This window comes from Roseibium hamelinense (assembly GCF_007830545.1).
Lineage (GTDB): Bacteria > Pseudomonadota > Alphaproteobacteria > Rhizobiales > Stappiaceae > Roseibium > Roseibium hamelinense.
This window is the reverse complement of the sequence record NZ_VLLF01000009.1, coordinates 93104-106111: the sequence shown is the minus strand read 5'-3', so window position 1 is coordinate 106111 and position 13008 is coordinate 93104. Positions and strand designations below refer to the sequence as shown.

At 54.0% G+C, this 13008-nt stretch carries 13 protein-coding genes; 12 read left to right on the top strand and 1 reads right to left on the bottom strand.

Features of this window, described 5'->3' with window-relative positions; all coding sequences use genetic code 11:
• Window positions 1–23: 23 nt before the first annotated feature.
• Window positions 24–887, bottom strand: coding sequence for a sulfite exporter TauE/SafE family protein (locus JM93_RS17375; protein WP_208995270.1), 864 nt, complete (start codon window positions 885–887; stop codon window positions 24–26).
• Here JM93_RS17375 and ruvC point away from each other — a divergent pair.
• The 12 genes from ruvC (at window position 886) to tilS (ending at window position 12824) form a co-directional block, all read left to right on the top strand.
• Window positions 886–1401 carry a crossover junction endodeoxyribonuclease RuvC gene (gene ruvC, locus JM93_RS17370; protein ID WP_145346022.1) on the top strand — a complete coding sequence of 172 codons (516 nt, stop codon included), beginning with the start codon at window positions 886–888 and terminating at the stop codon, window positions 1399–1401. The two genes, JM93_RS17375 and ruvC, sit on opposite strands and share 2 nt — an antisense overlap.
• Entirely contained in the window at window positions 1398–2015 is a 618-nt protein-coding gene (gene ruvA / locus JM93_RS17365) for a Holliday junction branch migration protein RuvA (RefSeq protein WP_145346020.1), read from the top strand. The genes ruvC and ruvA overlap by 4 nt, the downstream gene beginning before the upstream one ends.
• A 231-nt stretch (window positions 2016–2246) precedes the next feature.
• Window positions 2247–3296: a Holliday junction branch migration DNA helicase RuvB gene (ruvB, locus tag JM93_RS17355; protein ID WP_145346016.1), complete on the top strand. Its 1050-nt coding sequence runs from the start codon at window positions 2247–2249 to the stop codon at window positions 3294–3296.
• 100 nt (window positions 3297–3396) lie between these two features.
• Entirely contained in the window at window positions 3397–5511 is a 2115-nt protein-coding gene (locus tag JM93_RS17350) for a methyl-accepting chemotaxis protein (protein ID WP_208995269.1), read from the top strand.
• A 105-nt stretch (window positions 5512–5616) separates the two neighbouring features.
• Window positions 5617–6060, top strand: a complete 444-nt coding sequence (ybgC, locus tag JM93_RS17345; protein ID WP_145346014.1) for a tol-pal system-associated acyl-CoA thioesterase — start codon at window positions 5617–5619, stop codon at window positions 6058–6060.
• Between the two features lie 240 nt (window positions 6061–6300).
• Window positions 6301–7008 (top strand): protein TolQ, encoded by a 708-nt coding sequence (tolQ, locus tag JM93_RS17340; protein WP_145346012.1) that lies wholly within the window; start codon window positions 6301–6303, stop codon window positions 7006–7008.
• A 3-nt stretch (window positions 7009–7011) separates the two neighbouring features.
• A complete protein-coding gene (gene tolR / locus JM93_RS17335; RefSeq protein ID WP_145346010.1) occupies window positions 7012–7464 on the top strand; it encodes a protein TolR in 453 nt (150 codons plus the stop codon).
• Window positions 7465–7470: 6 nt separating this feature from the next.
• Window positions 7471–8409, top strand: coding sequence for a cell envelope integrity TolA family protein (locus tag JM93_RS17330; protein ID WP_145346008.1), 939 nt, complete (start codon window positions 7471–7473; stop codon window positions 8407–8409).
• Between the two features lie 7 nt (window positions 8410–8416).
• Window positions 8417–9793, top strand: a complete 1377-nt coding sequence (tolB, locus tag JM93_RS17325; protein WP_425280832.1) for a Tol-Pal system beta propeller repeat protein TolB — start codon at window positions 8417–8419, stop codon at window positions 9791–9793.
• 127 nt (window positions 9794–9920) lie between these two features.
• Complete coding sequence (gene pal / locus JM93_RS17320; RefSeq protein ID WP_145346006.1) at window positions 9921–10409, top strand: peptidoglycan-associated lipoprotein Pal; 489 nt, start codon at window positions 9921–9923, stop codon at window positions 10407–10409.
• Window positions 10410–10600: 191 nt separating this feature from the next.
• Window positions 10601–11527, top strand: a complete 927-nt coding sequence (gene ybgF, locus JM93_RS17315; protein ID WP_145346004.1) for a tol-pal system protein YbgF — start codon at window positions 10601–10603, stop codon at window positions 11525–11527.
• A complete protein-coding gene (gene tilS / locus JM93_RS17310; protein ID WP_208995268.1) occupies window positions 11520–12824 on the top strand; it encodes a tRNA lysidine(34) synthetase TilS in 1305 nt (434 codons plus the stop codon). Before ybgF ends, tilS begins: the two co-directional genes overlap by 8 nt.
• Window positions 12825–13008: the final 184 nt, after the last annotated feature.

Genomic DNA, 13008 nt, shown 5'->3' with positions numbered 1-13008 from the left:
TACGCATAAAGTAGGCGATCGAGTTAGCGGAGAAGGGGGTCAAGTGCCGGCATACTAACCAGGGCGGCTAGTGCAATGAGCGCATAGGCCAGCCAGCGATAGTACTTCGGATCGGCCCTAGAAAAACCGCGGGACCCAATAAATAAGCCAAGTGCATAAGCGGGAATTGCTGCCACCAATAGGTGCCAGACGTTGATTGTGAAGAAACCGTTCAGGATATAGGCGACGAAGGTCCCTACACTCGCCAATGCGAAGTACACAATCAAATTGGCTCTAACGACTGAAGGGACTTCTTTGCCGGTCAGCCAAAACGCGACGACGGGCGGTGCCGACACCTGACTGACGCCGGCCAATACTCCTGCAACGCTGCCGACTCCAAAAGACATGGATCGGGTCGGCTGGCCCTGATAACGCCATCCTGAGACCAGAAGTGCCAGCATTGTCGTAACAACGGCAAATAGGATCCATCTTAACGTTAGGACGTCGCTGTTCGCCAACAACCAAGCGCCTAAATGGACGAACAAGACGGAACCGATCACCACCGGGAGGACGGTTGTCCAGTCACAGATCCTCATCGCCCTGACGACCAGAGGTAGGGCAATTATACCGTCTATAAACAAGAAGGTCGCTGCAGCTGTCGCTGGGTTGATTTGGCTGCTGGCAACCGGCATGAAGATCATTCCTGCGCCAAATCCTGCGAACCCGCGAACGATGCCGCCGATTAAAACCAGCGTCGCCAAAAAGGCCAACAAGGCCGGAGAATAGGAACCGAATACGTCAAACATGCGGGAAGCCCGTGAAAGGACGTTGAAAAGCAGGCGCTCTGGGTCGGTAACGTGCGCTTGTAGTAGCGTCAATGACCAAGTTTTGTTACCGCTTTGTTCCATGACACATCCGATTCGAGTGCTCGGTATCGATCCGGGACTGAGGCGCACAGGCTGGGGCGTAATTGAAGCGGTCGGCAATCGGCTAAGCTTTATTGCATCAGGCACGGTGACATCGAACAATAAGCTGGAGCTCGCGGGACGGCTCGTGCAGCTCCACGATGGTTTAGCGCGTATCGTCCAGCAACAGCTGCCGCAAGAAGCCGCAGTCGAGCACACGTTTGTGAACAAGGACGCGGGTGCGACCCTGAAGCTTGGTCAGGCTCGTGGAATAGCGCTGCTTGTTCCTGCTCTTGCCGGATTGGAAGTCGCCGAATATGCGCCGAACCTTGTTAAGAAGACCGTGGTGGGGACGGGGCACGCAGAAAAGGAACAAATTCGCGCTATGGTGAAGGTATTGATGCCGCGCGCAGTATTTGACAGCGACGATGCGGCCGATGCACTGGCCATTGCGATTTGCCACGCGCACCACCGCGGATCGATGACCAGCCGCCTTTCTAAATTGGGGGCAGCATGATTGGTAAGCTGAAAGGCACAATAGACAGTTTTGGAGAGGACCACCTGATCCTAGATGTGCACGGTGTCGGCTACCAGGTTTTTTGCCCTGCCCGCGTCTTGCAGGCCCTGCCGCGAGTAGGGGAGGCGGCAGTTCTGTTTATCGAAACAATCGTCCGGGAAGATATGATCCGGCTTTACGGGTTTAGCGCCGAAACCGAACGTGAATGGTTTCGCTTGCTGATGACCGTTCAAGGTGTCGGTGCCAAAGTCGCCTTGGCCATTCTTGGGATCTTGAAAGCGAGTGAAGTCGCAAATGCAATCGCACTCGGAGACAAGACAACCATTTCACGAGCGCCCGGCGTGGGAAAAAGGGTTGCAGAGCGGATTATGTCCGAGCTCAAGGAAAAGGTGCCGGCTTTGGCAACCGTTGATCAGGATAGCCTAGCAGTTTCACAGTCAGTAGCTCAAAATGTCGCCTCGCGTCCGGTTGCTGAGGCTGTTTCGGCGTTGACCAATTTGGGGTACGGACAGCCACAGGCTGCCGCAGCCGTTGCAAAAGCGGCGAAAACGGCAGGTGACGCTGCGACCACGGAAACATTGATCCGTCTCGGACTCAAGGAGCTTGCGGGATGATAGTTGCGACCTATGCAGTGATTGCGGTGGTATTTATCGTCGTTGGTATGGGCGGGATCATGTATCTTGACCACATGTTTTCCCAGTCCGTGGGGGACAGGCCTTTCTCTATGAAAGGACGTCGAGTCGTGACGGACGATCCGTATGTAAAGAAGCAGTTTCGTAAGTTTTACGCGCTCCGCGTAGCTTTCTCAATTGGGCTAATCGTTCTGCTTCTCGTGGTTGTGTCAAATGTCGGATGATTCCCGCATTGTGACGCCCGAAATTCGCGGTGATGAAATTGACAGCACGATGCGTCCGCAAGTGCTGGATGATTTTGTAGGACAAGCCCAGGCCCGCGCAAATCTCAAGATCTTCATCGGAGCCGCCAAGGCGCGTCAGGAGGCGCTTGATCATGTACTTTTTGTGGGTCCCCCCGGGCTTGGCAAAACGACCTTGGCACAGATTATGGCCCGCGAACTTGGAGTGAACTTCCGGGCGACATCCGGGCCAGTAATTGCAAAAGCTGGCGATCTTGCCGCTCTCTTGACTAACCTAGAGGAACGTGACGTTCTATTCATCGATGAAATCCATCGTTTGAACCCGGCGGTCGAAGAAGTTCTTTATCCAGCTATGGAAGACTATCAGCTCGATCTCATAATTGGGGAGGGGCCGGCTGCACGATCTGTGAAAATTGATCTCGCAAAATTCACACTTGTAGCGGCTACTACGCGATTGGGGTTGCTGACGACACCACTCAGGGACCGGTTTGGCATTCCTGTACGGCTTCAATTCTATACTGTTGAAGAACTCGAGCATATCGTCAAACGAGGTGCGCAGATCCTTGGAATTGGGATGGCGCCCGATGGAGCTCGTGAAATCGCAAAGCGTTCACGAGGAACGCCCCGAATTGCTGGTCGGCTTTTGCGCCGGGTTCGGGATTTCGCGGTCTTTGATGGTGTGGGCACTGTGGATCGCATTCTTGCGGACAAGGCCTTGTCGCAGCTTGAGGTAGATGGAGGCGGATTGGATGGTCTAGACCGCCGGTATCTGAGCCAAATTGCGTTGAACTTCGGCGGAGGACCTGTCGGCATCGAGACAATTGCGGCAGCTTTGTCGGAACCACGCGATGCAATCGAGGAGATCGTCGAACCTTACCTCATCCAAAACGGGTTCTTACAAAGAACGCCCCGCGGACGTGTTCTGACAAAAAACGCCTTTGAACATCTGGGATTGGCAGCACCATCGGAGAGCGCTACGCCGCAGTTGGGTTTGTTTTTGGATGCGGATGACGATCTATAAATTTCAGTAAGTAATTTTCCGCTCAGTAATTACTGTCGTGATCTTTAAGCCTTTCTTTCCACTCATGGTTCAAAATCATGTCAAATTGTGGGGGAAACAAATGGTCCGCAAACGGCTATCTACAAAACTGGCATTCATGTTTCTGGCGGGCGCGCTGACGATGTGCGTCGGAATTGTTGCTGTTACATCCATCTTGGCGAGCCGTGTGGCGAATGAACAGGCCGATACCGCACTCACCACGGCGACACTCGGAAAAAGCAAGACACTTGGCCTTGCAATTGACCAGGTAACAGACAGCGCAAGGTTCTTTGTTTCGCTTGCCGAAGCAAAAGACAGCCTTATGAAAATGATGGTGGGCTGGAAGAACCTTAAAGAAGATCAGACCGAGCTTCTTCGCGACATATATGTCACCAACAATCCCCATTCAGCCGAAGACCGGCATAAGTTGGTGGAACCGGACGTACAGAACTATTACGTCAACAATCACAAAGTCATTCACGTTGGGTTCCAAGACCTTGTATCTCAAGGACAATTTTCCGATGTGGCATTGGTCGACCCGGATGGCAACATCACGTACTCCTTTAATAAAGGGCAAGAATTTGCCAGACCGGTGTCAGATCCGGAGATAGCGGGTAACCCTTTTCAAACGGCGCTTGCTCAAATGATTGACGCAAACGCCAACGAAGCACTCGAGGACAGCCGGATTTACACTTCTGGTTTTGTGACCAGGGAAGACGGGAGAGTATCTTTGGTTCTAGCGGCACCGGTGTTCTATCTCGACCGGTTTTTTGGTGGGGTAGCACTTGCCGTCAATATGGAGCGCTTCGCCGGTCTCATCAATGACAAAGCGGGACTGGGCGACGGTGAAAAGGTCTTCCTGATCGACAGTGCTGGACAGCTGATTAGCCTCGATCCAGCCGGAATGGCCGAGCAAACCTATGATTTCGCTGATGTCTCAGTCGGCAAGGGGCAAATCGTAATCGATGGTCAAGACTATCGAATATCGCAGGCTGATGGGGCTGTTCAGGACAAGCCCTTTGGTATCGTCGAAGCTGTTCCTCAGGCCGAGCTGCAAGCAGCCGCCAACCAGATCGTCATGGGTGTTGTCGTTGCTGGTGTTGTCTGCTTGATCCCGATAGTAGGGTTGATCTGGTGGTTGACCGTGCGGATGTTTGCGCCGCTCAATACCTTGTCCGGTGCAGCCCGGCGTATCGCCGACGGGGATCTTGAAGTCGAATTAACAGCCACCGATCGGAGCGACGAAATCGGCGAAATGGCGCGCTGTATCGAAGTTTTTAAGGATAACTCTACCGAGCGCGAACGTCTGGCCTCAGAGCGGAAAGTTGGTCACATTGCACGCGAAAAACGCGAAAAACTGATCGACAGCCTGATTTCATCTTTCCGCGCGGAGGCTCAGTCCGTGCTTGAAACCGTCGAACAAAATATTTCTCGTGTCGAGGAGATGTCGGAGCAGCTCAGCCTACGTTCGAACTCTGCGGCTGAACGCGGTGCGCAGGCGGTGGCTGATTCTCAGAACGCATCTTCGAACGTCCAGGCGGTGGCGTCTGCCACTGAGGAATTGAATGCTTCAATCTCCGAGATCTCTCGGCAAGTGGCAACCACGGCGGAGATTGTCGGTCAGACCACGACGAGCGCGCAGTCTTCCAACCAGAAGATTGCGGGCCTTGCCGAAGCGGCCGATCGGATTGGCGATGTTGTGTCGTTGATTTCAGAGATCGCCGAGCAGACGAACCTACTTGCGCTGAATGCGACCATCGAAGCGGCCCGCGCCGGGGATGCGGGCAAAGGATTCGCTGTTGTTGCTTCAGAAGTGAAGTCTCTTGCCGGGCAAACCGCAAAAGCAACTGAAGAAATATCTGCTCAGATCGCTGCAATCCAGGCGTCGACGACCGAGGCGGTTGAGGAAATCGGCAAGGTTTCCGGCTCGATCGAGGAGGTTAACTCTTACACCACGACGATTACGGACGCAGTTCAGCAGCAGGGAGCCGCAACCGGTGAAATTTCCCGCAATGTTGCGGAAGCGGCCGATGGCACGCGGAGCGTTTCGGGTGCTGTGGAACTATTGAATGAAGACGTAGTTGAGAACTCCAGTTCAGTGAACGAAATGCGGCAGGCGACTGTTGAGATGAAACAGCAAGCGATGCAGCTGCGGGAATCCGTCGAGAAATTCCTGTCGGAAGTCGCTGCAGCATAAGCCAAAGGTTGCAAACACCCTAAGCCCTCGCCGGTATCCCGAGCGAGGGTTTTTTATTGTACGAACAGCTGATATCGATTGGCCGGGTCGAAAAGGAGAGGCAAGGTGGATACCTGGTCTGACATTTCAGGCCGGCTTGTTGGGGCCGGTCACGTGCTGCCAGTACGTGTATATTATGAAGATACAGATTTCACAGGTATCGTTTATCATGGGTCATATGTTCGCTTCTTTGAACGCGGGCGGTCTGACTTTCTGAGGCTTCTTGGAATACATCACCACCAATTGAACGACAGTAAAAATCATCAACAATTGGCGTTCGCAGTAAGGTCTATGAACCTGGAGTTTTTGAAACCTGCCTCAATCGACGATATCCTTGAGGTTAAAACCGCTTTAGAAGGCGCGAAAGGCGCTCGCATTTTCCTTAAGCAACGCATTGTCCGGCAAAAAGAAATCCTATGTGAGGCAGACGTAGTGGTTGCTGTGATCTCGTCCGATGGGCGGCCGACTCGTATGCCGCGTTCATTGTCTGAAAAGCTGGCGGGTCGATAAGTTCTTTTCTTTTTCAAAGCCTACGCGTGAGGGTACTTTTCGGTTTTTCGGAGTATAGTTAAGGACTCAGTAACCTTAATTCCCTCCTTTGTAGTACGAGCCTTATTCGCGCTAACAGTCGAAGTTTCGCCAAAATCGGCGGTCAGAGAGGCAGCAACTGTCGAGCCTTTTCGAAAGTGACATGTTTGCCGACGGGTTAAAGGGCAAAGACACGGGTTCGACCAAGGGGTCTAAATCTATATGAATGAGCTAGTTCAAACGACGTTGGCTGCGCCGGAAGGCGATATTTCGTTTATTGGCCTTTTCTGGCAGGCACATCTGGTCGTCAAAATAGTCATGCTTGGCCTGATCGCGGCCTCTGTCTGGTGTTGGGCAATCGTCATCGACAAAGCGCTACTGTACGCGCGAACGAAGCGGCAGATGAACCGGTTTGAAAACGTTTTCTGGTCCGGCCAGTCGCTCGAAGATCTGTATGGTACGCTGCAAAATCGATCCAATCACGGTTTGGCGGCTTTGTTTGTTGCCGCAATGCGGGAATGGAAGAGAAGTCACGAGGGCGCGCGACCTGCTCTGGGAAGCTTGCAACAGCGCATCGACCGGGTCATGGATCTCACTATACAGCGCGAGGCAGAGCGCCTCGAGAGCCGACTGCTTGTTTTGGCAAGTGTGGGATCAGCAGCGCCATTTATAGGCCTTTTCGGTACGGTATGGGGTATCATGACCTCGTTTCAGGCGATTGCTGCGTCTGAAAGTACGAATTTGGCTGTAGTCGCTCCGGGCATCGCTGAAGCGCTATTCGCAACAGCTCTGGGTCTTTTAGCCGCGATTCCCGCTGTGATTGCTTACAACAAGTTTTCTTCTGATGTCGGCAAGTCTGTTGGCCGGATGGAAGGCTTTGCCGATGAATTCTCCGCCATTTTGTCGCGCCAGATCGACGAGAGGACTTGATCCATGGGGATGCAAGCCGGGACGGGCGGTGGGGACAGCGGCGGGCGTCGGCGAAGGCGCCGCCGCCGTCAGCCTATCAGCGAGATCAACGTCACGCCCTTTGTAGACGTCATGCTTGTGCTGCTCATTATTTTTATGGTGGCAGCTCCGTTGCTGACTGTCGGTGTGCCGATTGATTTGCCCGAAACACGGGCCAAGGCATTGGAGGGAGATACAGAGCCGATAACGATATCGGTAACAGCGGATGGTCTGATCTTCATCCAGGATACGGAAATTCAGATCGATGAGGTCGTGTCGAAACTGGAGGCTATCGCCCAAAACGGTTACGACGAGCGCATTTATGTGCGCGGCGATCAGGAATCCGACTACGGAACCATGATGCGTTTGATGGGGCGCATCAATGCGGCGGGCTTTAAACGGCTTGGCCTTGTAACTCTCGAGGAACGGGACTCTTAAGTCAGAATGCGTGTCGGCCTGATTGCGTCTTTGACCGGGCATTCGGTTGTTCTTCTCTGGGGGCTTGTGGCCTTGCCCGGACCTAATTCGTTTTCTGTTCCGCAAGTGGAATCGTTGCCGGTGGATCTGGTTCCGATTGAGGAGCTTACAAGGTTACGGCTCGGAGAGCGCGACGCAGAGGTGCGCGATGTGGCTGCACTGCAGCCAAGCGAACAGCCAGAGCCAACACAAGAAGAACCAGACGAAACACCCGGCGAAGCGCAAAATACCCAGGCAACGCCGCCAGCCCCAACACCAGCACCCGAACCGGCTCCTACGCCCGAACCGGCCCCTGTTCAAGATCAGGAAGCAGCTCCAGAACCCGCTCCGGCCCCAGATCCAGTTCCAGTTCCAGAACCTGAACCGGCACCCGAACCGGCTGCTGAAGCGCCGCCCGCTCCAGAGCCCGAGCCCATCGTGGCGAACGTTGTGCCACGCACGAAACCGACACCTCCTGCAAGGACATCGCGGCAGCAGGATGAGAATTTTCAGCCAAATCAGATCGCAGCGCTTCTCAACAAAGTCGAACCTGCAGGCGGTGCAACGTCACAGAGCAACACTCCAGCTTCACTTGGCAGCCGGAGAGGTGAGGCAAACGTCCGCATGACCCAGTCAGAATTGGACGCTCTCCGCGGGCAGATCTCGCAGTGCTGGAATCCGCCCGTCGGAGCAGTTGGGGCTGAAGACTTGAATGTTCGCGTTCGGATCAATCTTGATCAAAGCGGGCAAGTGTCGGGAAGTCCTGAGGTCATGAATTCAAGCGGTAATCCGGCCTTTCGCGCTGCAGCCAGCAGCGCTGTACGTGCGGTGATGAGGTGTGCGCCGTACTCGTTGCCGGTTGCTAAATATGATGCATGGCAGGAAGTTATAATCAATTTTGATCCTCGCGAGATGCTTGGTGGATGAGATGAAAATGAGCAATCTAGGAGTAAGAGCGTCCATGTGCAGAACGCCGAGAGGTGCCCGTATCCTGACCGCCATCAAATTGAGGGCAGCGGCTCTGTGTCTCGTGATTGCGGCAATTGCAATATCCGGTCCGGCGTATGCCTTGATCGAGATTGATATAACCCAAGGCAATATTGAGCCTCTGCCGATTGCTCTGCCGAGTTTTGCTGCCGAGGGCGGAGATCCTAAGCTTGCGCAGGACATGACGTCTGTAATTGCAGCAGACCTCAGGCGGTCTGGATTATTCCGTCCTTTGGATCCGGCAAGCTTTATTCAAAAGAACATGAATGTGAATACCACGCCTCGCTTTGGCGACTGGAGGACAATCGGCACGCAGGCATTGGTGAGTGGTACGGTAATCCAACAATCTGACGGCAGGTTGCGCGCTGAATTCCGGCTCTGGGATGTATTCGCTTCGGAGCAAATCCTGGGGCAGCAATTTTATACAACGCCTGAGAATTGGCGTAGACTGGCCCACATCATAGCAGATGCGATCTATGAGAGGCTGACGGGAGAAAAGGGCTACTTTGATACCCGCATTGTGTTCGTCGACGAAAGCGGACCAAAAGATGCCCGCGTCAAGCGCCTCGCGATAATGGATCAGGACGGAGCGAATGTCCGGTATTTAACCCGGGGCGACGATCTTGTTTTGACGCCGCGCTTTTCGCCGACCAGCCAGGAAGTCACCTACATGTCCTACGACGGGGCGGATCCAAGTGTGTATCTGTTGAACATCGAGACAGGACAGCGGGAAATTGTTGGCAACTTTCCAGGCATGACGTTTGCGCCGCGTTTTTCTCCAGATGGCCAAAGCGTCGTCATGAGTCTGCAGCAAGGTGCCAACTCAAACATTTACAAAATGGACTTGCGTTCACGCCGTACAACGCGTCTCACGAACTCCGCTGCAATTGACACAAGTCCATCTTTCTCGCCCGATGGCAGCCGAATTGTGTTTGAATCTGACCGTGGCGGCTCACAGCAGCTCTATGTTATGGGCGCAAATGGTGGAAACGCTCAACGCATTTCCTTTGGTCCTGGCCGCTATTCGACGCCTGTTTGGTCGCCGCGCGGAGATCTGATCGCGTTCACGAAACAACACCAGGGCCGCTTCATGATCGGGGTTATGAAACCGGACGGTAAAGGCGAACGCATTCTAACTGAAGGATATCACAACGAAGGTCCCGCTTGGTCACCAAATGGCCGCGTTCTGGTGTTTTTCCGCGATACGCCGGGGGCGAATGGTGGTCCGCAGGTCTGGACCGTGGATTTAACGGGCTACAATGAGCAGCGGGTGAACACCCCGGCCTTTGCTTCTGACCCGTCATGGTCGCCCCTTATCGATTGAGCATGTCGGACAAGTATCAGCAGATACGTTAATGTCTGATTTACCAAGATTTCAAACGCCGCCTTAACCAAGACTGGATAGGGTTTGTTCACCCTGCCGGGGCGCGCTGGGGATTAGGAGAACGAGGATGTTAAGATTGGGGACGTTCGCTCGTGGAGCGCGGATCTCAGCAGTGATTGGCGCTATGCTGTTTTTGGCAGCCTGCGCGCAAACAAAACCAGATGGACTGGATGGCGCAAACGCAAAGCCTGGCACAAGTCAGGATTTTGTCGTGAATGTCGGGGACCGGGTATTTTTCTTGGAGGACCAGTCCACATTGACTGGCCAGGCCCGAGCAACATTGGACAAACAGGCGCAGTGGCTCACTCAATATCGCAGTTATACGGTTACCATTGAAGGCCACGCCGATGAGCGGGGAACACGGCAGTACAATATTGCCCTCGGCGCGCGGCGTGCGACCGCTGCCAGAGACTATCTTGTCTCCAGAGGAGTTCCAGCTTCACGTGTTCGAACAATTTCTTACGGGAAAGAGCGCCCGGTCGCGGTCTGTAACAATGACAGCTGCTGGTCGCAAAACCGTCGCGCAGTAACAGTGTTGAATAACGCAACCAATTGATCGGACGGATCTTGTAAGAAATGCGGGCCGTGCGCGGCCCGCATTTTTTGTGCGCCTATGGCAATTTCACGTCGTGATGGCCGTATCCGATGCATGGCGTGTCAAAATTTAGCCGAACTCGGCGTGCCCTGTGGTATTGACCCAAGGCGTTGCGGGCGTACCCTTATGTTCTTTGCTGACCGGAGGATGGAATGATCAAATTCAAAGTGCTGGCCACTGTGCTGAGCGCTATCGTGCTGGTTTCGGCGGTTACCCCGTCGCAAGCCCAATTGTTTGGGAGACGAAACGACGAAGCTAGCGTTCGTCTAAATGAAATGGAAGAGCGCCTACGCTTGCTGACCGGCCAAATCGAGCAACTGTCTTTCCAGCTTCGCGAGATGCAGGAGCAGATGCGCCGTATGCAGGAAGACAATGAATACCGGTTTCAGCAGCTTGAAGGCGGAGCTGCGGTGCCACGGGACAGATCGGATGCAGGTGGTGCTTCATCCAGCACAGGGGGTGATCAGCAACTCGCTGCGTCCAGCGAGACGCTTGGCACCTTGTCTGCCTCTGGTTCTGGAGATGGTGATTGGTCTGCGTCGGGAGGCTATGAACAGTCCGGCGGTAATGGTGGAGCAGGCGGAGAGCCGATAGATCTGTCTGCGCTCGCCGGTGGGCTTGATGCAGCTTCTGGTGGCCAGTCTGGCCCTGACAGCTCGTCAGAGGACCAAATTGGTGGCCTGATTGCGACTGGCGACCCGACCAGTGATTATGACCGGGCTTATAGTCTGGCAGTCAATGGGCAATATGCGGAAGCCGAAACCGCCTTCAGAAATTTCGTCGATACCTACCCGGACCATAGACTGTCTGCGAATGCGCAATACTGGCTCGGCGAAAGCCTGCTCGCCCAGCGCGACTACCGCGAAGCGGCGGACGCTTTTTTGAAAACTTACACTGAACACCCTGGCAATGACAAAAGCCCGGACAGTCTCTTGAAACTGGGTGTTTCATTAACCAATCTCGGTGAGCGGGGCGCTGCTTGTGCGACATTTGCTGAGCTGCTTACCAAGTTTCCTGGAGCAGCTCCTGCCGTTTTGAGTCAGGCTCAAGATGAGCGCCAGCGTGCACAGTGTGCCTGAGACTGCGAAGCAAGCTGATCCACTATCGCATGAAGAGATCGACGCGGTATTTCGCAGCATAACCGTCAACAGGCTTGCCTTCGCTGTTTCAGGTGGACCCGATTCACTTGCCTTGTTGGTGTTGTTTAATGAGTGGGCTAAGAAATCCAATTGGAATGGCTATTTTGAAGCTTTCACCGTCGATCATCAGCTTCGGGCGGGGAGTGCAGAAGAAGCTGAGTTTGTGAAAAGCGTTTGCCGGGATCTGGATGTTTCTCACGAAACGCTTTTATGGCGGGATAAGGTTTCAAGTGGCAGTGTCCAAGCGTCGGCGAGAGATGCTCGCTACAGGTTGCTTGCAAACGCCATGCGCGCTCGTGATCTGACGGCCTTGGTTCTGGGCCATCATCTAGATGATCAGGTGGAGACCTTTTTGGACCGCTTGACCCGTGGGAGCGGGATTTACGGCCTTGGGGGAATGTCGCGCGATAATACACACGGCCTAGAGGGCCTCCATTTGCTGCGACCTTTTTTAGGTTTTCAGAAATTGCGGTTAATGGCGAGCCTTGAGGAGAGGGCGGTGTCTTGGTGCACTGATCCCTCGAACGAGGACCTTGGCTACAAACGTGTCCGATTGAGAGCGCTTGCAGCTAGGCTCGCCGAAGAAGGTTGTCCTGCGGAAAGACTAGCCGATACCGCTGAGCGAATGCGCCGGGCTAGTGAGGCCTTGATGTTCTGGCTCTCGGATATCTGGCAGGATGATGTTGAAGATCATCCCGCGGGTCCTGTGCGCATGCCTTACAGACGTTTCGCCCGTTTGCCGACTGAAATGCGCTTAAAGCTGTTGGCTCAGATGATTTTGCGTGTCACAGGCCGGGAAGCGCCATCTCGATTAAAGAAGCTAGAAGCCTTGGAGGCCGAGCTTCATTCAGGTGGCTCGGCAAAGGCTCAGCTCGCAGGAGCGTTCGTTGAGCTTCACGATGACCACATTTTTGTCTGGAAGGAAGCAGGCCGCAATCCGCCCGATCGCATCGCATTGACTGATATTCAAAATGGCATTTGGGATCAGCGTTTTAGTGTAAAAATCAGTGGCGATGTTTCGGCACTCGACATGGAGACGCTTTCAATTGGTCCGTTGCTCTCCGCCAGGGGGCTGAAAGTTGAGTCGCCTGATGGTTGGCCCGAAGGGTCGTTTTCTTGTGCGCCAGCCATTTGGAGTAAAGGTGATTTGATTGGCTCGTCACTACCAAGCTCGACACTAGGTTGTCCGTGGCCGCAGGGCGTTATAATTGAGCGCGTACCGATCGAATTCGGCTGAAAAACCCCTTTGATCGGCTAATTGTGATGCATCCGATTTTCTGCGTCGTCACATCTTCGTGTTATCCATTCGGAAAAGAGCTGAAAAAACAGCATTTTTAACGAAAACAACAGTGAACTTGCGCAACAGTGGCGCACCCGCTTGGCATATCAGTCTGTGCGACCTATCTTGGGTCTGACACCAA